Source organism: Novosphingobium sp. P6W, assembly GCF_000876675.2.
Taxonomy (GTDB): Bacteria; Pseudomonadota; Alphaproteobacteria; order Sphingomonadales; family Sphingomonadaceae; genus Novosphingobium.
This window is the reverse complement of record NZ_CP030352.1, coordinates 1,580,181-1,601,627: the sequence shown is the minus strand read 5'-3', so window position 1 is coordinate 1,601,627 and position 21,447 is coordinate 1,580,181. Positions and strand designations below refer to the sequence as shown.

The following is a 21,447-nucleotide window of genomic DNA, read 5'->3' as shown; positions in this document are numbered from 1 at the left end:
GAACGGCACCGCACGGCGGAGAAGGATCGTGCAGGCAAGCGACATCGACCTGACCGGCCAAGTGGCCTTCGTGACCGGCGGCGGTGGCGGCATCGGCCGTGCAACTGCGCTGTGCATGGCCGATATGGGCGCGGACATCGCCATCATCGAGGCGGTGCCGGAACGCTGCGAACAAGTCGCCCGGATGGTGGAGGAACGGGGCCGCCGCGCCTTGTGCATACCCGGCAACGTCATGGACGTGGAGGCGCTGCAGGCCGCCGTTGCCCGCGCGGCCGATACATTCGGACGGCTCGACATTCTGGTGAACAACGCTGGCGGCGTCACCCGGCGCGGGTTCCTCGACCTTGCCGAGAAGAACTGGCGGCGGCACATCGACCTCAACCTCGTCAGCAACCTCGCCGCGACGCAGGCCGCCGTGCCGGTGATGATCGCAGGTGGACGCGGGGGAGCGATCGTCAACGTCACCAGCATTGAAGCAAGCCGCGCCGCGCCGGGATATGCCGTCTATGCGGCGTGCAAGGCGGGTATCAACAACCTGACCCGCACCCTCGCCCTCGAATTTGCCGAACACGGCATCCGCGTGAACGCCATCGCCCCCGACTACACGGTGACGCCCGGCACGCGCGGCCAGTTCACCGGGCCGGTTGATGAAGCCACATGGCGCCAACCCAGCCCCGCGCAAGTCGAAGCCGTCCGTAAACGTATCCCCGCAGGCCGCGCCGGGATCGACGAGGAATGCGGCCGCGTCGCGGTGTTCCTCGCATCGCCCATGGCAAGCTACGTGACCGGCACCATCATTCCCGTCGACGGTGGCTCCTGGGCCTCGGGTGGCTGGGTGCGCGACGGCGCCGACAATTGGGTGCTGCCTCCGGAAATCACGCAATAACGAAAGATAGCGATGACCTTCACCCTCAGCACCAGCCTGCCTTTCGACCATATCGACAAGCCCGCCGAATGGGGCACCATGGAAGCGCTGCACCAGATCGCGAAGGCGGTCGAAGCGGCAGGCTTCTACGCTGGCACCGTAACCGACCATCCGGTGCCGTCCTCGCGTTGGCTCGACAATGGCGGGCACTATGCGCAGGACCCCTTCGTGATGCTCTCGATGCTGGGCGCGGCGACGACCACCCTGCGGCTGCAGACCAACATCCTCGTTCTGCCCTATCGCAACCCGTTCCTCACCGCCCGCGCGGTCTCCAGCCTCGATCACTTCAGCGGCGGGCGCGTGATCCTGGGCCTCGGGGCGGGCTACATGAAGGCGGAATACAAGGCGCTGGGCGTGGATTTCGACAGCCGCAACGACATCATGGACGAATACATGAAGGCCATGAAACTGGCCTGGACCGGCGAGGACTTCACGTTCGAGGGCAACGGCTACGCCGCGCTGGGCAACCGCGTGCTGCCGACCCCGGCGCAGATGCCGCACCCGCCGCTGCTGGTCGGCGGAAACTCGAAGCGCGCATTGCGCCGAGCGGTGGAACTGGGCGACGCCTGGCACCCCTTCTTCGTCCCCAAGGCCGTCTCCGACACCGCCCGCACCGCCAACCTCGAAGGCGACGAGGACATTCTGGCCGCAATCGCCTACATGGCCGAATACTGCGTGAAAGTGGGCCGCGAAGTGCCGCCCAGGGTCATCGCCTCCTCCACTTATTCGGTGAAGACAGGGTGGAACGCGCAGGAAGCGCTGGACCACTTCGCCAACCTCAAGTCCCTGGGCGTCGACGGTTCCGGCGCGACGATCTACACCGAGACGCGCGCTGAATACCTCGATCAGGCGCAGAAGTTCGGTGAGGACGTCATCGCCCGGATCGACTTCTGACGCCGGATAAACAGGGCCGCCCGCTTTGCGACGTGCCGATGCCCGCGCGCGTCACAGACTAAGGGCTGGAAGCGCGCGGGGGACGGTTGCGGCCGGGCAAAGGCGACCGGTTATTCCATTGGAGACGGAGCCATCAACGAGCCCGCCGACTTCAGAACTCGCCGGCGATCGCCGCGTTGAAGGCGCGCACGGCGGCTTCCTCGTCGCCGTTCCACACCGCGCCTGACACCGCGAGGAAATCCGCGCCCGCACGCACCAGCGGGACGCAGTTTTCAGGATTGATCCCGCCAATGGCAACGCAGGGAATCTCGAAGATGCCCTGCCACCATTCCAGCAGGTCCAGCCCGGCGGTGTGTTTGGTTTCCTTCGTCGTGGTCGGATAGAATGCTCCGAATGCGACATAGTCGGCCCCGGCATCGCCCGCTTCCATGGCGAAGTGGCGACTGTCGTGGCAGGTCACGCCGATCTGAGCGTCGCGCCCCAGTTCGCCGCGCGCCTGCTCGATCGAATCGTCGTCCTGCCCAAGATGCACGCCATCCGCGCCAAGACGCTTGGCCAGCGCGACCGAATCGTTGACGATGAAGGCCACGTCGCGGTCGGCGCAGATGCGGCGCAGCGGATCGCCAAGGCGCGCAGCTTCGTGCTGGTCCACGTCCTTGACGCGAAACTGGAACGCCGCAACGGGCCCGGCATCAAGCGCGCGGGCAAGCCGATCGGCAAATACCCCGCCGACATCGAGCGGCGAGATCAGATAAAGCTGCGTGGGTTCGCGAGGAGTTTCATCGGTCATCTGCGCGCTCTAGCCTTGCACAGCCCCCGCGCCAAGCGTTGTGGCAGCATCGAGGGTTGAGGACCTTGCCCGTTCGGGAACCATTCAGGCGCGAACGTGTTGCTTGGCCGCCATGAAATCCCGCGCTCCGAACTTTCGCCTCCGCAAGTCCAGCAGGCGCACGTTGCCCGCCCGGTCATCGGCTATGCTGCCCCTGGCCGCCTTCACCGCAGCGCTGGCATTGGCGGGTTGCACGGTGATACCACCGCCCGATCCCTCGCGGATGGCCGCTGCCGGTCCCCAGGCGGCTCCGGCAAGCTACCCCCAGCCCGCGCCGAGCAATTACCCCGAGCCGGTTCCTATGGCGCAAACGCCGCCCACGCAGCCGCAGGCGCCGGCACAGCCCTACCCGTCCGAACTTCCCGCTACCGAACCCGGCGCTCCATTGATCTTTGCCGCCCTGGGCCAGACGGTGGGCGTGGACGGCCCGCGCGTAACGCCGCTCGCCGTGCTGGAAGACAGCCGCTGCCCGATGAACGCGCGCTGCGTCTGGGGCGGCCAGCTTCGCCTGCGCCTGCGGATCGACAGCGGGCGCGGCGGCGAGGTAGAGATAACCTCGGGCAAGCCGATCACCGTAGCCGACGGCACGCTCGAACTTGTCCAGGTGCGGCCGGACAAAGTCGCCGGCGCGGCCAACAACGGCGCGATCAAACCTTCCGACTACCGCTTCGGTTTCCGCTTCATGGGCGGCTACTGACGCCTAAAGAAAAAGGCGGCGCCCCCCGGCACCGCCCTTTCCCTTTTCAGACCGACATGAAGGTCAGGCGGCTGCTGCCGCTTGCGCCTTCTGGGTCGAACCGGCGTAGATCGCGTCGATGGCTTCGCCGAGCGAGGCGTTGAACTCGGCATCGCTCATCTGCGAGCGCAGGTCAGACAGCAGCGCGCGGCTGAAGCTGGCGATGATGCCCTTGTTCTTCGCCAGTTCCACGCAGGCCTCAGGGCGCGCAAAACCGCCCGACAGCGCGACGACGCGCAGCACCTTGGGATGCTCGACCAGTGCATCGAACGTACCCGGCACCACCGGCAGCGAGAGCTTGAGCATGACCGTCTTGCCCTCGGGCAGTGCGTCCAGGTTCTTCAGGATTTCATCGCGCAGGATCGTGTCGCACTCGGCACGCGTCTCGCTCTTGATGTTCACTTCCGGCTCGATGATCGGCATCATCTCGTGGCTCAGCACCTGCAGTCCGATCTCGAACTGCTGCTTGACCACGGCGGCGATACCGGCCTGATTGGCCGAATTGATGACCGAACGCTCCTTGGTGCCGAACACGCCGAGCTTCTTCGAACGCGCAAGCAGTCCGTCGAGGGTGGGGTTCGGCTTCATGAGCTGGCAGCCGTCGGCTTCGTCCTCAAGGCCCTTGTCGATCTTGATGAAAGGCACGATGCCCTTGGCGAGCAGCGCCTCGGGGGTCGGGACGCCGTCGACGAGACCGTCCATGGTCCGCTCGAACAGGATGGCACCGATGACCTTTTCACCGGTGAAGACAGGCGATGAAATGATCCGCGCGCGCATTTCGTGGATCAGGCCGAACATCTCCTCCTCGTTCGACCAGGCGCCTTCCTGAATCCCGTAACCCGCGAGGGCCTTGGGGGTGGAACCGCCACTCTGGTCAAGCGCGGCGATAAATCCGTCGCCGTCTGCCATCTTGGCGGTCATGTCTGAATACTGCATGGTTTCTCCTCCTGAGTTGTTCAGCACTTGAATTTCAGCCTACGCTGCGACCCCTTATTTCGCAACTGCGGCACGGGTTTATGGGGGCTTAGTTCGTCGCGGCGCTCCCCTTCAGCGACGGAGCGCGGCTCGCCCTTTCGCGCAGCATGGCGCCGATCTTCCGGCGCATCGGCGCATCGACCCAGCGCACCGCAGCCCAGCCCAGCGCGACGCAGCACGCAAGGTAGACCGTCCCCATCAGCACCGGGTCGTAGCCGAGATCGTCCTTGAAGTAGCGCAGCGGCTCCATCAGCGCCCAGTGCACCGCGTAGACCGCATAGGACACTTCACCCAAAAACCAGGCGACCGGCGCAAGAACGCGCGGGGGCTCGCAGCGCGCGCCAAGCCAGACCAGCAGCGGCGAGACGACGATGCTGCACGCAAGGTCGTAATACGCATCGGGAACCGCGCCGATGTCGAGCATCAGCATCGCCGCGATCGCAGCGAGGCAGGCGAGGCCCATCCACCCGGCGGGGCGGATCGCCGGGATCGGGAAGCGCGCCAGCAGGACGCCGGCAGTGAACGACATGGTCGTGCGCACCATCGAGATACCAAGCTGGTGCCACACCGCGCCAAGATTACCGCCATCGTTCTCCAGCACGGCGAGCGAAAACCACCACGCCGCGGCCATTGTCAGCGCCAGCAGGCCGATCCGGGGTAGCCGGAACAGCAGCACCACAAGGCCCAGGTTCGCCACAAGTTCGAAGAACAATGACCAAGCCGGCACGTTGAGCGGAAACAGCGTGTTCGTCACCGGCGACGGCAGCATCAGCAGGTTGAACGGCAACGCCTGCGCCATCATCCTATAGCTGTAGAAATTGCCCTGCCCGGTGAAATGGTTCGAAATCGCCGAAAGCGTAGTGACGACGATGCCGACGAAGAACAGCGGATAGAGCCGGATCACCCGCTGCTTCATGAAAGCCCAGGTCGTCAGCCCCGCCTGCCAGCGCGGCAGGTAGGTCTTGCATAACACGAAGCCGGACAACGCGAAGAAGAAGTCCACCGCGACATAGCCATGCGGGGCCTGCGAAATGTTGTAGTGGAACAGCGCCACGGCAAGCGCAGCGATGCCGCGCATACCGTCAAGCGTGATGTGGCGCCCTTCCCAGGGCGCAGTGCCCGCATGGTCAGACTTGGTCATGCGGGGCACATCCTGAGGTCTTTCTCGCCTTCTCTTCGTGCGATCTGCACAGGTCTCGAACCAAAAAAACTCGTCATCTCCGCTTCAACGGGAATGACGAGGCAAGCCCATCAGGCTGAAAGCGCTGCCACGCCGGGCAGTTCCTTGCCTTCCATCCATTCGAGGAAGGCGCCGCCAGCGGTCGAAATATAAGTGAAGTCCTGAGCCGCACCCGCATGGTTGAGCGCTGCGACGGTATCGCCGCCGCCTGCAACCGAAACCAGCGAACCCTCAGCCGTCAGCGCTGCGGCCGTCTTTGCGAGCGCCACGGTGGCGGCATCGAAAGGCGCCATCTCGAACGCGCCGAGCGGACCGTTCCACACCAGGGTACGGCAGTTCTTGAGCACGTCGCCCAGCGTTTCGGCAGCAGCCGGACCGGCGTCGAGGATCATCTCGTCGGCTTCAACTTCATGCACGTTGCAGGTGCGCAGGGACGGCGGGTTCGCCGCGAATTCCTTCGAGACGACCACATCGTAGGGAAGGTGCACGGTGCAGCCCGAGGCATCGGCGGCGGCGAGAATTTCGTTGGCGGTATCGGTCAGGTCATGCTCGCAAAGCGACTTGCCCACGTCCACGCCCTTGGCGGCGAGGAAGGTGTTCGCCATGCCGCCGCCGATGATGAGGTGATCGACCATGGTGACGAGGTGCTTGAGCACTTCAAGCTTGGAGGAAACCTTGGCGCCGCCGACAACGGCCGCAACCGGCTTCTCGGGGTTGCCCAGCGCCTTGTCGAGCGCTTCGAGTTCCGCCTGCATCGAGCGGCCGGCATATGCGGGCAGCACGCGGGCAAGGCCCTCGGTCGTGGCATGGGCGCGGTGGGCGGCGGAGAACGCGTCGTTGACGTAGAAGTCGGCGTTGGCGGCGATCGCCTGCGCCAGTTCAGGGTCGTTCTTTTCCTCACCCTTCCAGAAGCGGGTGTTTTCGAGGATGGCAATGTCGCCTGCCCGCAGGATACCGACCGACTGAGCGACCACCGGCCCGGCGATCTCAGGCACGAACATGACTTCCTTGTCGAGCACCTTCTCGACCGCGCCGACCACCATCGACAGCGACATGGTCGACGAACGTTCACCCTTGGGGCGACCGAAGTGGGCGAGCAGGAGAACCTTGGCGCCCTTGCCCGACAGTTCCAGGATCGTGGGCAGCGCGGCGCGAATGCGGGTGTCGTCGGTGACGGCGCCGTCCTGCATCGGCAGGTTGAGGTCGACGCGCACCAGCGCGACCTTGCCATTTACGTCACCAAGATCGTCCCCAAGGGTGTCCAAGGTCTTGAAAGCGCTCATCTCTCGATCCTTATCTCGTCGCCCAAGGCGATCTTTGCATAGCATGTCCTGCGCACCGCGGATCGCGGGCTCCGGACGCACCGCGCCGCGAAAGTCCTTGTAAGGACTCCCGCGGCGGCAGGTACAACGGCGGCGTACAGACCCTTTGCAGGGACAGTCGCCGCCGATTTTATCAGAGCAGGCCGCCCATCACGCCGGCCGTGTCGACCATGCGGTTGGAGAAGCCCCACTCGTTGTCGTACCACGAAAGCACGCGCACCAGCTTGCCTTCGAGAACCGAAGTCTCAAGGCTGTCGATGGTCGACGAGTGCGCGTCGTGGTTGAAGTCGATCGAAACCAGCGGTTCGTCGGTGTAGCCGAGAACGCCCTTCAGTTCGCCTTCGGCAGCGGCCTTCAGAAGCGAGTTCACTTCCTCGAGCGTGGTGTCGCGGCTCGGCACGAAGGTCAGGTCGACGACCGAGACGTTCGGGGTCGGCACGCGGATCGACGAACCGTCGAGCTTGCCGGCCAGGTCCGGGAGCACGAGGCCGACGGCAACGGCGGCGCCGGTGCTGGTCGGGATCATGTTCATCGCGGCCGCGCGCGAACGGCGCGGGTCGGAGTGGATCTGGTCGAGGATCTTCTGGTCGTTGGTGTACGAGTGGATCGTCGTCATCAGGCCGCGCTCGATGCCGATGGCTTCGTGCAGGACCTTGGCGAACGGCGCCAGGCAGTTGGTGGTGCACGAAGCGTTCGAGACGACCAGGTGGTCGCCGGTCAGCTTGTCGTGGTTCACGCCGTAGACGACGGTAAGGTCCGCGCCCTTGGCCGGAGCCGAGATCAGCACGCGCTTGGCGCCTGCTTCGATGTGCTTCGAGGCAGATGCCTTGTCGGCGAAGAAGCCGGTGCATTCCAGCGCGATGTCGATGCCGTTGGCGGCATGCGGCAGGTTCGCGGGATCGCGCTCGGCGGTCACCTTGATGCGCTTGCCGTTGACGACCAGGTCGTCGCCGTCAACTTCGACGGTGCCCGCAAACGCACCGTGGACGCTGTCGCGCTTGAACAGGAGAGCGTTGGCCTTGGCGCTGGCGAGATCGTTGATCGACACCAGTTCGAGGTCATGGTCGGTACGCTCGAGAATGGCGCGGGCGACATTGCGCCCGATACGTCCGAAACCGTTGATCGCAACCTTGATCGCCATAATCCTAATCTCCTCTTAGGTGCTGAGCTTTTCCAGAATCTTGGACACGATGGCTTCGGCAGTGAAGCCGAAACGCTCGAACAGAACCTTGGCGGGGGCGGATGCGCCGAAGCGGTCCAGGCCAATGTTCAGGCCGCCATTGCGGCTAAAGGCGGTGTAGCGTTCCCAGCCCTGCGTAATGCCGGCCTCGATCGAAACGCGCAGCACTGCGGGATCGTTGGGCAGAACTTCGCGCCGATAGGCTTCGTCTTGGGCCGCAAACAGTTCCATGCACGGCATCGAGACGACATCGGCGCCGATGCCCTGGGCCTGCAACTCGTCACGCACCTTGACGGCGAGTTCTACTTCCGAACCGGTGGCGATCAGGATGACCTTGCGGTCGCCTTCGGCGCTGCGCAGCGTGTAAGCGCCGCGCGCCGACAGCATGTCGCCTGAGTGACGCAGCTGCGGCAGGTTCTGGCGGGTGAGCGCGAGGACCGAAGGCGTTTCCTTGGATTCCAACGCGATGGTCCAGCACTCGGCGGTTTCTACCGCATCGGCCGGGCGGAACACGTAAAGGTTGGGGATCAGGCGCATCGACATGACATGCTCGACCGGTTGGTGGGTCGGGCCGTCTTCGCCAAGGCCGATGCTGTCATGCGTCAGCACGTAGATCGCGCGGGTCTGCTGCAGCGCCGAGAGACGGATCGCATTGCGGCAGTAGTCAGAGAAGATCAGGAACGTGCCGCCATAAGGGATCACACCGCCGTGCAGCGCCATGCCATTCATCGCGGCGGCCATGCCGAACTCGCGGATGCCGTAATAGACGTAGCGGCCCGCATAGTCGGTCGGCGTGAACGGGTCCTGGCACTTGGCCTTCGTGTTGTTCGAACCGGTGAGATCGGCCGAACCGCCGACCATTTCTGGGATCGCCGGAGCCAGCACGTTGAGCCAGTTTTCCGAAGCCTTGCGGGTGGCGACGTTCGAATCGCCCGCAACCCATTCGGCCAGCGCCGCGCGGATGCCATCCATTGCAGGAAGCTCGCCGGCCATACGGCGCGTGAATTCGGCGGCCTTGTCGTTCACTGCGAGACGCGCTTCCCACTCGGCTCGGGTGGCGGTGCCGCGCTTGCCGATCAGGTGCCAGTCACCTGCGATCTCGGCGGGAATATCAAACGGAGCGGAGTTCCAGCCAAGGTATCCGCGCGCAGCCTCGATCTCGGCGGCGCCCAGCGGCGAGCCGTGGACGTCGTGGCCGCCCTGCTTGTTAGGCGCGCCCTTGCCGATCAGCGTGCGGCAGGAAACGAGACTCGGCTTGTCCGAGGCGGCGGCTTCGGCCAGCGCGCGCTCGATATCGGCGAAATCGTGGCCATCGCAGTCGAACACGTCCCAGCCCGAAGCGCGGTAGCGGGCCGCGATGTCTTCGGTGGTCGACAGCGAGGTGTCGCCGTCGATGGTGATCTTGTTGTTGTCCCACAGGACCTTGAGGCGGCCCAGCTTCAGCGTCCCGGCAAGGCCGATCGCCTCGTGGTTGATGCCTTCCATGAGGCAGCCGTCGCCGGCGATCACCCAGGTGTTGTGATCGACCAGATCGTCGCCAAACGTGGCGTTGAGCTGGCGCTCTGCCATCGCCATGCCGACGGCCATCGCCACGCCCTGGCCCAGCGGGCCGGTGGTGCATTCCACGCCTTCGATCAGGAAGTTCTCAGGGTGACCGGCGCAGACCGACCCCATCTGGCGGAAGTTGCGGATGTCTTCCAGCGACGGGCTGGCATAGCCGGTAAGGTGCAGCAGCGAGTAGATCAGCATCGAGCCGTGGCCCGCCGACAGCACGAAACGGTCGCGGTCGGCCCACTTGGGGTTGGCGGGGTCGAACTTGAGGAACTTGGCGAACAGCACGGTGGCGACATCTGCCATGCCCATCGGCATGCCAGGGTGGCCGCTGTTGGCAGCCTGGACCGCATCCATCGACAGTGCCCTGATGGCGTTGGCCATCGGCGCGAGACGGTCGGAAGAAAGGGTCATGGATCTGCTCCGGGTAGGCGAAGTTTATGGGACGATTCGTAACTTGCGACCCCCTTTAGGGAGAGGCGGCGTCGCGTCAAGTTTACCGCCCCAATTCGCAAGGGCCCGGGCCAATTGCACATCGGCCCGTGTAATAATCGCAGGCCATGGTCGCCCTGTCGCATGTCAGGCACCAATCGAGCCTATGCAAGTGACAAGATTGTGAACAACACCGCACAAGTGCTTGCCAGCCAGCCACTATGCGGCCAGCGAGACTGGATGAACGAGGCTCCTGCCCTGCTGGCGCTCGACCGGATCGAGCAAGCACTGGCGCGTATCGAGGGCGCCGCACACCACATCAAAGCCGGTGAGGACGCAGACCTGCGTCGCCGTCACACCGAGCTGAAGGCCTGCGTCGCCCAGTCGCTGGCCGGGCTGGACGACCTGCTCGCAAGTAAAGGTGCCCGGTAGCCATGGGTAACGTCACCCTATCGATCGGCGGCCGCAGCTTCACACTTGCCTGTGCGGACGGCGAGGAAATGCACGTCACCCGCCTGGGCCGCCTGATCGACGACAAGGCAGCGGCCTCCGGCGCCGAAGGCCAGACCGAGACGCGCATGCTGCTTTTCGCCGCCCTGATGATGGCCGACGAACTCGACGAACTGCGAAAACGCCCCAAAACAGCCGAAATCTCGCCCGATTTCACCGACAGGCTTGGCAGGATCGCTTCGCATGTCGAAAATCTTGCATCTCTCCTTGAGAGTGACGCCGCAAGCGCCTAGATAGGTACGTGACGGGATCTGCCCGGCACGTGCCGTTCGAACATCCCTGAGGCTATAAGCAAATCCTTTGGGGGCTGTCCCTGCCCGGATCCTGGTCCGACGCACATGGTTCCCACCTGACGTCAAACGCGTCAGAGGATTTCTAGGAAACGACCCATGGTGGACCCGTCACCCCCCATTTCTTCCGACCCGATCCAGTTCGGTGACAGGAAGGCCGCCCTCAGGCGGACCTATCGCCAGACCCGTGCCGAACATGTCGATGCATTGCCGGCAGGTCTGCGTGCGCTCATGCTGAGCAGGCCGCCCGCTCCTTTGGTAGAGATGTTCCCGGAAGACGCGACCGTGGGTGTCTATCACCCCGCCGGCTCCGAAGCCTCCGCGCTCGGCTGGGCGCGCTGGCTGACCGAGAACGGCCGGAAGGTCGCCCTGCCCTGGTTCGCTTCTCGCGGCGGCCCGATGGAGTTTCGGATCTGGGCTAACACCTGGGATGAAAGCCAGCTCGAGGCCGGCCCCTGGCGCGCACTGCAACCGGGCAAGGAGAGCGAAGCGGTGATACCCGACCTCGTTGTGGTGCCACTGCTGGCGTTCACCGCCAGCGGGCACCGGCTGGGCCAAGGCGGCGGTCATTACGACCGCTGGCTTGCGGCGCATCCGCAGGTAACGGCCATCGGCCTTGCGTGGGACTGCCAGATCGCCGACGAACTCCCTGTGGAAAGCCACGACCACACCCTCGCCGCCGTGGTCACGCCCACGCGAATCTACGAAGTGCAGCCGCTGGAGCGAACCTGATGCGCGAAACACCGACCTGGCGGATACCGATCGGCGTCCTTGCGCTGGTGCTGGCGTTGATGGTCTATGGGATAGCCATAGCCAGCCTTGTACCGCCGCTGATCGGTGAGTGGAATGCGCTGGCCCAGACACCCGTCTACGTGGTGCTCGGGATCGTGTGGATCATGCCCTTGCGGCGATACCTGATGTGGATGGAAACCGGCCGCTGGACTGCGCCGGTGGATTCCGTAGCGAAGTAACTGCGGCATCGCCCGGGCGGCGCCGAACTTGCCATGATTCTGCTGAAACAAAAAAGGCCGGGACTAAGCCCGGCCTCGTTTTCATCCTGTGCGGTTACCACTTCCCTGTAAGAGAAGTGGCGCGAGTGACGGGGCTCGAACCCGCGACCTCCGGCGTGACAGGCCGGCACTCTAACCAACTGAGCTACACCCGCGCAGCGATGAAAAAGACCAAGAAGAACTCGGCCTTGCATATACTTCCGGCTTCCCGGAAATTCCCTGCCTTGTCAGGGGCATGGAACATATCTTTCCCCGAAAGAAAAGATCCCAAGTGGCGCGAGTGACGGGGCTCGAACCCGCGACCTCCGGCGTGACAGGCCGGCACTCTAACCAACTGAGCTACACCCGCGTACTTTGCGGCGGTTGCGTCCGCTTGGGAGCGCCGCCACTAGGCCAGCCACCGGGGGCTGTCAACCGCCTAGCCAGAGCCTTTTTGGACTTTTTTCACCGCCCCTGCAAACGGGTGCCGGACGACCCCCTTTCTGGTATGGTAACCCCCGATTGAGCGAGTACGCCGCCTGCTTGGCCCGGCAGCGATCGTGCGGTGAGGATCAGCACTTCTCGTACTTCCAGTTGCGCTTCTTGCCCTCTGCGAGCCATTCCGCCGACTGCCCAATGCGTCTATGTCGAGTAGCCGCTGTCTTGGCCTCGGTGATCCATTCGAGATAGTCGCGCTGCTGCGCCGGAGTGAAGCTATCAAAAGCTGCACGCGCGCCCGGAACCGCAGCAAGCGCCGCAGCAAAATCATCCGGCATGGCTATTGCGGGCTTGGGCTTGCGAGGCGCTTCCGGTTTTCGGGCCGTCCCCGAAGTCTCAACCCGGCCCTGCGCTGTCTGCAGCTTCTGTGCGAGGTCCGATTCGGCGGGCAAGTCCGAAAGTGCTGTGATCCGGCCGAACTGGCCCATCGCATCGCCTTGACGTCCATCGCCGTGGATCACGAACGTGCAATGCGCCTTGAACGCGGCCATGCCTGCCAGGTTTTTTCCGCTAATCAGGAAGTGAGGCATATTCCACTTGATCGCCTCCTCGGCGCCCGGGAGCGCGCGGTGCACAAGTTCGCGTAGATGTTCGAGGATCGGCCGGGCAAAATCCGCCGACCTCGCGATGTAGTCGTCGACGCGCGCATCTCGGCTCATGGCTTGCTCCCCGCGATTCGGCTGCAGACATCATGCAGCATCGCAGTCAGTTGCGCATCAACACGTGTTTAAGCAGGACATGAACCGGGAGCCACGCAGCATCTGCACGCGTCCCGGTCCATATCCTGCCGCTATTACCCTGCGAGGATGAGCGCAGGCGCCTCGATCAGCTTCTTGAGGTCCTGCGCGAAGCTGGCGGCGTCCCAGCCGTCAACCACGCGGTGATCGCAGCTCATCGAGATATTCATGATCTTGCGCTTCTCGATGCGTTCCACGCCGCTGGCGTCCTTCACGAACATCGGCCGCTCGACGATGCGGTTGGGACCGATGATGGCGACTTCCGGGCGATTGATCACCGGCGTCGTCGCCACGCCGCCCATGGGCCCGAGCGAGGTGACGGTGATCGTCGAGCCGGAAAGCTCGGACGACTTGGCCGAGCCGTCGCGCGCGGCTTGCGCCAGACGGGTGATCTCTGCGGCAAGCTGCCATAGGTTGCGGCTCTGCGCATCGCGGATCACCGGGACCATGAGGCCGCCGGGGGTCTGCGCGGCGATACCCAGATGCACGGAGCCATAGCGCGTCACCACGCCCGCCTCGTCGTCATAGTGGGCGTTGAGCATCGGGTACTTGGGCAGCAACTTGCAGATCGCCGAGATCAGGAACGGCAGCATCGTCAGCTTGGGACGATCTCCGCGCCCTGCATTGAGCTGGGCGCGGGTTTCCTCCAACGCCGTGACGTCGAATTCCTCGACATAGGCGAAGTGGGGGATGTTGCGCTTTGACGCCGCCATGTTCTCGGCGATGCGGCGGCGCAGGCCGATGACGCGAACCTGCTCATCCTTGCCCTTGAGGCCAGCGGGCTGGAAGCCGCCGCTGGCATTGTAGGACAGGAATGCGTCGAGATCGGCATGGCGAAGGCGGCCATCTTCAGCCGGCCGGACTTCGGCGAGGTCTATGCCGAGGTCTTTTGCGCGCTGGCGGACAGCGGGGCTGGCGAGAACCTTTGCCGCCGCGGTGGGCGTGTGGGCTTCGACAGGCTCAGCCTGAGCGGGAGTAGTTTTTGGGGCGGGAGCAGGAGCGGGTTCTACGGCAACGTCCGCTCGTGCCGGGCTTATCGAAGCACCAGCGGCAGCAGGCGTCTCAGCCTCGATCCGTTCCTCGACCACGGCGGCCTTCGGAGCCGGGGCATGACCGCCCTCCTCCTCCAGACCCTCGACCTCGATCACTACCAGCGCCGAGCCGATGGCGATCACATCGCCTTCCGCGCCTGCCACTTCGACCACGACGCCCGAAACCGGGCTTTCCATTTCGACCGTGGCCTTGTCAGTCATCATGTCGGCAAGTCGGCCGTCTTCCTCGACGGTATCGCCGACCTTGACGTGCCAGGCGACGATTTCGGCCTCGGCAATGCCTTCCCCGATATCGGGAAGCGTGAAAACGTAACGTCCCATCGGATCAGTCCTTCATCAGACGGTCTACCGCTTCGCCAATGCGAACGGGACCGGGAAAATAGGCCCACTCGAGGCTGTGCGGATAAGGCGTGTCGAACCCGGTCACGCGCTCCACCGGCGCTTCGAGATGGTAGAAGCAGCGCTCCTGCACGAGCGTCACGAGTTCGGCGCCGAAACCGGAAGTGCGGGTCGCCTCGTGTATCACCAGACATTTGCCCGTTTTCTGCACAGATTTTTCCACAGTCTCCATGTCCAGCGGAACAAGGCTGCGCAGGTCGATGATCTCGGCGTCGATGCCCTTGTCGGCCAATACCGCTTCGGCGACGTGCACCATCGTGCCGTAGGCCAGCACGGTCAGCGCCTCGCCCTCGCGCACGATACGCGCCTTGCCGAGCGGGATCTTGTAATATCCCTCAGGCACTTCGCCGCCGGGATGGCCCTTCCAGGTGCGCGAAGGCTTGTCGTAATCGCCGCCGAAGGGGCCGTTGTAGATGCGCTTCGGTTCGAAGAACATGACCGGGTCATTGTCCTCGATCGCGGCGATCAGCAGGCCCTTGGCGTCGTAAGGCGTGGCGGGGATGATCGTTTTCAGGCCGGCAACGTGAGTGAACATCGCCTCCGGGCTCTGGCTATGGGTTTGCCCGCCGAAGATGCCGCCGCCAAACGGCGAGCGGATCGTGATCGGAGAGGTGAACTCGCCCGCCGAGCGGTAGCGCATGCGCGCCGCCTCGGAGACGAGTTGGTCGAGGCCGGGGTAAATATAGTCCGCGAACTGGATTTCGGGCACCGGGCGCAGGCCATAGGCAGCCATGCCCACCGCCGCACCGATGATGCCGCATTCGTTGATCGGCGCATCGAACACCCGGTTGCGGCCAAACTTTTTCTGCAGGCCCGCAGTGGCGCGGAAGACGCCGCCGAAATAGCCCACGTCCTCGCCCATAATGACGATGTCGGGATCGCGCGCCATCATCAGGTCGAGGGCGTCGTTGATCGCCTCGATCATGTTCATCTGGCGGGCGGGTGCCTTGGCTTCGGTATCGGTCACGGGATTGTCCTTGGACATCGTTTCCTCAGGCATCGTCCCGCTCCTTCCATTCCGGCCATTTTATGCCGCGTTCGCGCATGGCCTGCGCAGCCTGCTCCTCAAGGTGCCAGGGCAGTTCCTCGAAGACGTCCTCGAACATGGTGTGGAACGGATGGTGCATGCCGTGGCCAAGAATGCCGTTCTTCTCCGCCTCCTTGGTGGCGACCTTGACCTGTTCGACCAGTTCGCGGTCCATCGCCTCCTGCTGCTCCTCCGACCATTCGCCAAGCGCGATCAGGTGCTTCTTGAGGCGCATGATCGGATCGCCCAGCGGCCATTCCTCACGCTCCTGAGCGGAGCGATAGGCGGATGGATCGTCCGAGGTGGAGTGGCCCTCGGCGCGGTAGGTGAAATGCTCGATCAGGGTCGGGCCCTGATTGGCGCGGGCGCGGTTGGCGGCCCACTCCATCGCCGCATAGACCGCCAGCGCATCGTTGCCGTCGACCCGCAATCCGGCAATGCCGTAGCCGGTGGCGCGCGCCGCGAAGGTCGTGCGCTCCGCCCCGGCGAACCCGGAGAAGCTGGAGATCGCCCACTGGTTGTTGACCACGTGGAGCACGACCGGCGCATTGTAGACCGCCGCGAAGGTCATCGCCGCGTGGAAATCGCCTTCCGCGCTCGATCCCTCGCCGATGAAGGCGGTGGCGATGCGGGTGTCGCCCTTGATCGCGCTGGCCATCGCCCAGCCCACGGCCTGGGGGAACTGCGTGGCAAGGTTGCCGGAGATGGAGAAGAACCCGTAATCCTTGGCCGAATACATGATCGGCAACTGGCGGCCCTTCAGGGGGTCGGCCCGGTTCGAGTAGATCTGGTTGACCATGTCCACCAGCGGATAGCCGCGCGAGATCAGGATGCCCTGCTGGCGATAGCTGGGGAACACCATGTCATCGCCGGCCAGCGCCATTGCGCAGGCGACCGAAATCGCCTCCTCGCCGGTGCATTTCATATAGAAGCTGGTCTTGCCTTGCCGCTGGCTGCGATAGAGCCGGTCGTCGAAGGCGCGGGTCAGCGCCATCGTGCGCAGCATCCGGCGCAGGGTCTCGGGATCGAGGCCGGGGTTCCATGCGCCGACGGCGTTGTCGTCCTCGTCCAGCACGCGGACCATGTCGAGGGTCAGCGGCCATGTCTCGCTGGCCGGGCAGGCCTCGTCGGGACGGGCCAGCTTGCCGGCAGGCGGCACCGGCAGATGCGAATAATCGACGACGTCGCCGGGCCGGTATTTCGGCTCGGGAACATAGAGTTCCAGCGGCGGCAGATTACCGCGCGCAGTACCTTTTTCAACGGGGCCTTCGGCCATTATCATGCTCTCCCGCCAGTGTGCGGCCGCGAGAACCTTGAGTATCAAAATTCTACGGTTCGGTCATATTATTTCAAGTTTCGGTAATGTCAATTCACACAGCAACCGGCGCGGAGATATGCGATTGAGGCGCATATCCGGTGACTTCGAAGTCTTCGATTCTGTAGTCGAACATCGAATCGGGACGGCGCAGGATGGCCATATGGGCATCCCCGGAAGGCTCCCGCGCAAGCTGTTCTTCGACCAGCGCCGCATGGTTGAGGTACAAGTGGACATCACCGCCTGTCCAAACGGCCTCACCGGGCTCGAGGTTGCATTGCTGCGCGATCATGCGGGTCAGCAGCGCCAGCGACCACATGTTGAATGCAAAACCCAGGCCCAGATCACAGCTGCGCTGATAAAGCAGGCATGAAAGCCGGCCGCCCGCGACATGGAACTGATAGGTCTTGTGACAGGGCGGCAGCGCCATGGCGTCCAGTTCGGCAACGTTCCAGCCTTCGATGATGTGGCGGCGGCTGCCCGGATTGGCCTTGAGGCTTTCGATCACCTGCGTAACCTGATTGACCCCCTGCCCGCGCCGGAACAGGCCTTCCTGACCGGCAGGCTCATAAGTCGGCCAGTCTACCCACTGCTTGCCGTAGACCGGGCCGAGATCGCCCCACTGGCGCGCAAAAGCCTCGTCGGCGACGATCCTTGCAGAGAAATCCTTCCGCTCGATCTGGTCGCCTGTCTCGCGGCGATAGCGGTCCAGCGGCCAGTCGGTCCAGATTTCCACGCCCTGCGCGCAGAGGGCGCGGATGTTGGTATCGCCGGTGAGGAACCACAGCATCTCGCGCGTCGCGGTCTTCCAGTAGACGCGCTTGGTCGTCAGCAGCGGCATCGCCCCGCCCGACAGGTCGAAGCGGATCGTCTCTCCGAACAGCGACCGGGTGCCGACGCCGGTACGGTCGACCCGTTCATCACCCTGCGTCCAGATACGGCGCATGAGATCAAGGTACTGACGCTCCCAATGCGGCGCCTGCGCGGCAGTGGAAGCGGGGTCGGCGTGGAGCGTGGTGGTGGTCATGCGGCAAAACCTATCCCCGCGCGGCCGCAAGGGGAAGCGCCATGGGTGGTTGTCCCCCGTCCGAAAACGACAAAGGGCGCGTCCCGAAAGACGCGCCCTTTGCGAATAAATGGTCGGGGAAAGAGGATTCGAACCTCCGGCCCCTGCCTCCCGAAGACAGTGCTCTACCAGGCTGAGCTATTCCCCGACCGGAGGGCGATCCGAAGACCGCCCGGGGCAGGAGCGCGCCTATATAGGGCGACTTCGGAGGTGGCAAGAGGGCGTTTTGGAAAATATTCGGGCATTTGCAGTCACGTCATCCAAGCCTCCGCCGGGGGCGACGATCAGCCCGAGCGGAGCAGTTGCACGCCCCAATCGCGCTCGAACAGATAGAGCAGCAACCGCGCCGCCTCACCGCGCGGACCGGCAAGGCCGCCGTCGCGCTCGATCAGCAGACGCGCGTCGTCATGGGCGATCGGCAGCAGCTTCTGGATCTGCTCCAGGCTGGCGATGCGGAACGGCGTATCGCCCGACTGGCGGGTGCCCAGCAGTTCACCGCCGCCACGTAGCTGCAAGTCTTCTTCGGCAAGGCGGAAACCGTCCTGCGTCTCGCGCATGAGGGCCAGCCGCTGGCGCGCGGTTTCGGACATCTGGGTGCCGCGAAGCAGCAGGCAAGTGGATTTTTCTGACCCGCGGCCCACGCGCCCGCGCAACTGGTGAAGCTGGGCAAGGCCGAAGCGCTCCGCCTGCTCGATCACCATCAGCGTGGAATTGGGCACGTCGACACCGACCTCGATCACCGTGGTCGCCACCAACAGGCTGGCCTCGCCGCGCGCGAATCGCTCCATCGCGGCGTCCTTGGCCTCGGGGCGAAGCTGGCCGTGTACCAGCGCGACGGTATCGCCGAATCGCTCCTTGAGCGCGGCGTAGCGCGCCTCTGCGGCGGCGAGGTCTTCGTTTTCGTTCTCGTTGACCATCGGGCAGACCCAGTAGGCCTGCTGCCCGGTCTCGATGTGGCGGGCGATGCCGCCGATGACGTCGTCCATCCGCTCTACCGAGATCACGCGGGTATCGATCGCCTGACGGCCCGGCGGCAGTTCGTCGAGCTTGGAAACCTCCATCTCGCCGTATTGCGCCAAAGTCAGCGTGCGCGGGATCGGCGTTGCGGTCATCGCCAAAGTATGCGGCGCGCGGCGGCCCTTGCGCGCCAGCATCAGCCGCTGGCCGACACCGAAACGGTGCTGTTCGTCGATCACCACAAGCGCGAGATTGCGATAGGCCACGCTGTCCTGAAAGATCGCATGGGTGCCTACGACGATCTGGATCGAGCCATCCAACAGCCCCATCAGAATCGCCTCGCGGGCCTTGCCCTTGTCCCGGCCCGTCAGCAGCGCGATCTCCACCCCGGTGCCCTGGAGCATCCGCGACAGCGTTTCGTAATGCTGGCGAGCGAGGATTTCGGTCGGCGCCAGCAGCGCGCCTTGCGCCCCCGCTTCTACCGCGATCAGCAGCGAGGACAGCGCCACCACCGTCTTGCCCGAACCGACATCTCCTTGCAGCAGCCGCAGCATCGGTGAAGGCTGCGCAAGGTCGCCTTCGATCTCGGCGATGGAGCGCACCTGCGCGCCGGTAAGTGCAAATGGCAGGCGCAGTTTTGCGCGCATGGCTCCATCACCCACCAACGGCGTGCCGCGCTGCGAACGGTTGCTTTCGCGCACCAGCATGAGCGCCAGCGCGTTTGCGAACAATTCATCATAGGCCAGCCGGTCGCGCGCGGGCGCATTGACGCCGCGGTGCGCCTCGCCCAGCGCCTCGCGCCAGGCGGGCCAGTCCTTCTGGGCGATGAGGCCGTGTTCGATCCACTCGGGAAGCTCGGGCAGTGCCTTGAGCGCCTGCGCCACCAGCGCGCCGATACGGCCCTGCGTCATCCCTTCGGAAAGCGGATAGATCGGCTCGCACAGCTTGCCGACCGGAGCGGCGGAATCCTCCGACACATGTTCGGGATGCACGATCTGGAGCATCTGGCCGTACTGGTCGATTCGCCCCGCCACCCAGCGCAGTTCGCCAACCGGAAGCTGCTTCTTCGCGGTATAGGAAGCCCGGCCGAAGTAGGTGATCGTGCATATATTGCCGGCCGCATCCTCCGCCATGACCCGAAAAGGGCCGCGTCCGCTGGGCGAGCGGTGTTCGCGGGGGGTCAGCGCGATGATGACGTTTTCGCCCACCGCCGCCTCATCCAGATTGGCAATGGCCCGCCGCTCCACGAAGCGATCAGGCAGGTGATAGGCAAGATCGCGGATCCGGGTGAGGCCGAGTTTCTCCAGCGGGCGCCTGAGTTTAGGCCCCACGCCATCGAGGGCATCGGTTTCGACGAACAGGGAATTAAGCGCTTCGGGCCGCATGGGCGCCTCTTAGCGCGACTGTGCACCGTTTCACCAGACAGCATGGAACACCCCTCCACATCGGTCCGTTGGCATTTTTCAAGCATGCACCAAAAACCAAGGAGAAGCCCATGCTCTTGCCCCACGGAACCGTGTTCGCGATCGTCGACGGAGAGAACTTCGAACTCTATCGCAACACCGGCGCCGAAGCCGAGCCAAAGCTGACCTCGATGGAAACGCCGGCACTGGAAGCCACGAATTTCAGCGCCGGAAACCGCAAGACCGACGGCCAAACCCGCCATCAGGCCCGCACCGGCGACGGCAGCCGCGATGGTCTCGACGAAGCTGCCCATGTCGCGGCGGTGACTGGCTGGCTCAACGAGCAGGTGCTGTCGCATGAGATCGAACAGCTTGTGGTCGTGGCTGATCCCCGCTCGCTGGGCGAGATGCGCAAGCATTACCACAAGCAACTCAAGGATGTGTTGGTCGGCGAAGTGCCGAAGACTTTAACCGGAAGGCCCAGCGCCGAAATCATCCGCGTGCTGCACGGTTAAACGCACGACCTGCAAATCTTGCTCATGACCGCGCCGCGCTGTAACGGCGCGGTCATGACCGCACTATCGCCCCGCCTCGCCCGTTTGAAGTTCCGCGCCTGGCACCGCGGCACCCGCGAGGCCGACTATATGATCGGCTGCTTCTTCGACCGTTTCCATGCCGAATGGTCGGAAGAGGATATCGTCCTGTTCGAGAAGATGATCGACGAGGAAGACGTCGATATCATGGGTTGGGCGCTGGGCACGCTCAGCATTCCCGAGGAATATCGCGGTCCATTGGTCGAACGCATGATGAAGCTCGACTACGTTGTGATCCCGCGCGACTGACGTGTATCCTCCCCAGCCATGCTTGGGGGAAAAAGGCGGACGGACACGACGCGCCCGTTTTGTGCAACTGCGGTATACTACCGTGCATTTGCGATACGAACCTTGGAACGTCATACGCACCGGCGATGCTGCGACGCAGCAAAACTTGTCCTTGAGGTTCTTATGTTCTCTTTTCTCTCCCCCGTCGCTGTCCGCTTTGCCTTCCGCAGCGATGTTGTCGTCGCCGAACGCCACATGCCGGTATTCGCCGAGAAGAAGCCTGCCTTCGCCCGCGCCGATGCCCCCGTTGAAGAACTGAAGCGCGCGGCCTGAGGCTGGCCTTTTTTTTCGGCGCTAAC

22 protein-coding genes and 3 tRNA genes are annotated in these 21,447 nt (G+C 64.2%); 10 read left to right on the top strand and 15 right to left on the bottom strand.

The features are described from left to right. Nucleotides 1–28: 28 nt before the first annotated feature. Complete coding sequence (locus tag TQ38_RS07725; RefSeq protein WP_043975303.1) at nt 29–886, top strand: SDR family NAD(P)-dependent oxidoreductase; 858 nt, start codon at nt 29–31, stop codon at nt 884–886. Nucleotides 887–898: 12 nt separating this feature from the next. Continuing rightward, on the top strand, nt 899–1,819 hold the full coding sequence (locus TQ38_RS07720) for a TIGR03619 family F420-dependent LLM class oxidoreductase (RefSeq protein ID WP_043975304.1): 921 nt from the start codon (nt 899–901) through the stop codon (nt 1,817–1,819). A gap of 151 nt (nt 1,820–1,970) precedes the next feature. On the opposite strand, the gene thiE is transcribed toward TQ38_RS07720, so the two are convergent. Continuing rightward, nucleotides 1,971–2,609 (bottom strand): thiamine phosphate synthase, encoded by a 639-nt coding sequence (gene thiE / locus TQ38_RS07715; RefSeq protein WP_043975305.1) that lies wholly within the window; start codon nt 2,607–2,609, stop codon nt 1,971–1,973. A 184-nt stretch (nt 2,610–2,793) separates the two neighbouring features. On the opposite strand from thiE, the gene TQ38_RS07710 reads away from it, so the two are divergent. Further along, nucleotides 2,794–3,345, top strand: coding sequence for a hypothetical protein (locus TQ38_RS07710; RefSeq protein ID WP_240197990.1), 552 nt, complete (start codon nt 2,794–2,796; stop codon nt 3,343–3,345). Nucleotides 3,346–3,408: 63 nt separating this feature from the next. On the opposite strand, the gene TQ38_RS07705 is transcribed toward TQ38_RS07710, so the two are convergent. From TQ38_RS07705 to tkt, 5 genes are all read right to left on the bottom strand, one after another. Further along, nucleotides 3,409–4,320 carry a fructose bisphosphate aldolase gene (locus tag TQ38_RS07705; protein ID WP_043975306.1) on the bottom strand — a complete coding sequence of 304 codons (912 nt, stop codon included), beginning with the start codon at nt 4,318–4,320 and terminating at the stop codon, nt 3,409–3,411. 88 nt (nt 4,321–4,408) lie between these two features. Then, nucleotides 4,409–5,500 (bottom strand): acyltransferase, encoded by a 1,092-nt coding sequence (locus tag TQ38_RS07700; protein ID WP_043975307.1) that lies wholly within the window; start codon nt 5,498–5,500, stop codon nt 4,409–4,411. A 110-nt stretch (nt 5,501–5,610) separates the two neighbouring features. After that, nucleotides 5,611–6,822 (bottom strand): phosphoglycerate kinase, encoded by a 1,212-nt coding sequence (gene pgk, locus TQ38_RS07695; protein WP_043975308.1) that lies wholly within the window; start codon nt 6,820–6,822, stop codon nt 5,611–5,613. Between the two features lie 172 nt (nt 6,823–6,994). Beyond that, nucleotides 6,995–8,002 carry a type I glyceraldehyde-3-phosphate dehydrogenase gene (gap, locus tag TQ38_RS07690; RefSeq protein WP_043975309.1) on the bottom strand — a complete coding sequence of 336 codons (1,008 nt, stop codon included), beginning with the start codon at nt 8,000–8,002 and terminating at the stop codon, nt 6,995–6,997. Nucleotides 8,003–8,017: 15 nt separating this feature from the next. Further along, a complete protein-coding gene (gene tkt, locus TQ38_RS07685) occupies nt 8,018–10,006 on the bottom strand; it encodes a transketolase (protein WP_043975310.1) in 1,989 nt (662 codons plus the stop codon). A 162-nt stretch (nt 10,007–10,168) separates the two neighbouring features. Between tkt and TQ38_RS07680 the strand changes: the two genes are divergently transcribed. From TQ38_RS07680 to TQ38_RS07665, 4 genes are all read left to right on the top strand, one after another. Beyond that, nucleotides 10,169–10,456, top strand: coding sequence for a hypothetical protein (locus TQ38_RS07680; protein WP_162792220.1), 288 nt, complete (start codon nt 10,169–10,171; stop codon nt 10,454–10,456). 2 nt (nt 10,457–10,458) lie between these two features. Beyond that, nucleotides 10,459–10,767: a cell division protein ZapA gene (locus TQ38_RS07675; protein WP_043975312.1), complete on the top strand. Its 309-nt coding sequence runs from the start codon at nt 10,459–10,461 to the stop codon at nt 10,765–10,767. 156 nt (nt 10,768–10,923) lie between these two features. Next, nucleotides 10,924–11,556, top strand: a complete 633-nt coding sequence (locus tag TQ38_RS07670) for a 5-formyltetrahydrofolate cyclo-ligase (protein ID WP_043975313.1) — start codon at nt 10,924–10,926, stop codon at nt 11,554–11,556. After that, a complete protein-coding gene (locus TQ38_RS07665) occupies nt 11,556–11,795 on the top strand; it encodes a DUF2842 domain-containing protein (protein ID WP_043975314.1) in 240 nt (79 codons plus the stop codon). The genes TQ38_RS07670 and TQ38_RS07665 overlap by 1 nt, the downstream gene beginning before the upstream one ends. Before the next feature lie 117 nt (nt 11,796–11,912). Here the strand turns inward: TQ38_RS07665 and TQ38_RS07660 are convergent. The 9 genes from TQ38_RS07660 to recG all read right to left on the bottom strand — a co-directional run bounded on the left by TQ38_RS07660 (nt 11,913) and on the right by recG (nt 20,249). Beyond that, nucleotides 11,913–11,989 (bottom strand) — tRNA-Asp (locus tag TQ38_RS07660). 117 nt (nt 11,990–12,106) lie between these two features. After that, a tRNA-Asp gene (locus TQ38_RS07655) sits at nt 12,107–12,183 on the bottom strand. A 202-nt stretch (nt 12,184–12,385) separates the two neighbouring features. After that, a complete protein-coding gene (locus TQ38_RS07650) occupies nt 12,386–12,970 on the bottom strand; it encodes a YdeI family protein (RefSeq protein WP_043975315.1) in 585 nt (194 codons plus the stop codon). Nucleotides 12,971–13,104: 134 nt separating this feature from the next. Continuing rightward, entirely contained in the window at nt 13,105–14,421 is a 1,317-nt protein-coding gene (locus tag TQ38_RS07645; protein WP_043975316.1) for a dihydrolipoamide acetyltransferase family protein, read from the bottom strand. A gap of 4 nt (nt 14,422–14,425) precedes the next feature. Beyond that, complete coding sequence (locus TQ38_RS07640; RefSeq protein ID WP_043975440.1) at nt 14,426–15,430, bottom strand: alpha-ketoacid dehydrogenase subunit beta; 1,005 nt, start codon at nt 15,428–15,430, stop codon at nt 14,426–14,428. A 61-nt stretch (nt 15,431–15,491) separates the two neighbouring features. Next, on the bottom strand, nt 15,492–16,802 hold the full coding sequence (locus TQ38_RS07635) for a 3-methyl-2-oxobutanoate dehydrogenase (2-methylpropanoyl-transferring) subunit alpha (RefSeq protein WP_043975317.1): 1,311 nt from the start codon (nt 16,800–16,802) through the stop codon (nt 15,492–15,494). Between the two features lie 94 nt (nt 16,803–16,896). Next, complete coding sequence (gene thyA, locus TQ38_RS07630; RefSeq protein WP_043975318.1) at nt 16,897–17,868, bottom strand: thymidylate synthase; 972 nt, start codon at nt 17,866–17,868, stop codon at nt 16,897–16,899. 110 nt (nt 17,869–17,978) lie between these two features. Further along, nucleotides 17,979–18,055 (bottom strand) — tRNA-Pro (locus tag TQ38_RS07625). A gap of 136 nt (nt 18,056–18,191) precedes the next feature. Next, on the bottom strand, nt 18,192–20,249 hold the full coding sequence (gene recG, locus TQ38_RS07620; RefSeq protein ID WP_043975319.1) for an ATP-dependent DNA helicase RecG: 2,058 nt from the start codon (nt 20,247–20,249) through the stop codon (nt 18,192–18,194). A 110-nt stretch (nt 20,250–20,359) separates the two neighbouring features. On the opposite strand from recG, the gene TQ38_RS07615 reads away from it, so the two are divergent. From TQ38_RS07615 to TQ38_RS29920, 3 genes are all read left to right on the top strand, one after another. Next, nucleotides 20,360–20,782: a host attachment protein gene (locus TQ38_RS07615; protein ID WP_043975320.1), complete on the top strand. Its 423-nt coding sequence runs from the start codon at nt 20,360–20,362 to the stop codon at nt 20,780–20,782. 54 nt (nt 20,783–20,836) lie between these two features. Further along, the gene (locus TQ38_RS07610; RefSeq protein ID WP_113941960.1) at nt 20,837–21,109 is read left to right on the top strand and encodes a succinate dehydrogenase assembly factor 2; all 273 of its coding nucleotides are present in this window, start codon (nt 20,837–20,839) and stop codon (nt 21,107–21,109) included. Between the two features lie 102 nt (nt 21,110–21,211). Next, nucleotides 21,212–21,421 (top strand): hypothetical protein, encoded by a 210-nt coding sequence (locus tag TQ38_RS29920; protein ID WP_162792219.1) that lies wholly within the window; start codon nt 21,212–21,214, stop codon nt 21,419–21,421. Nucleotides 21,422–21,447: the final 26 nt, after the last annotated feature.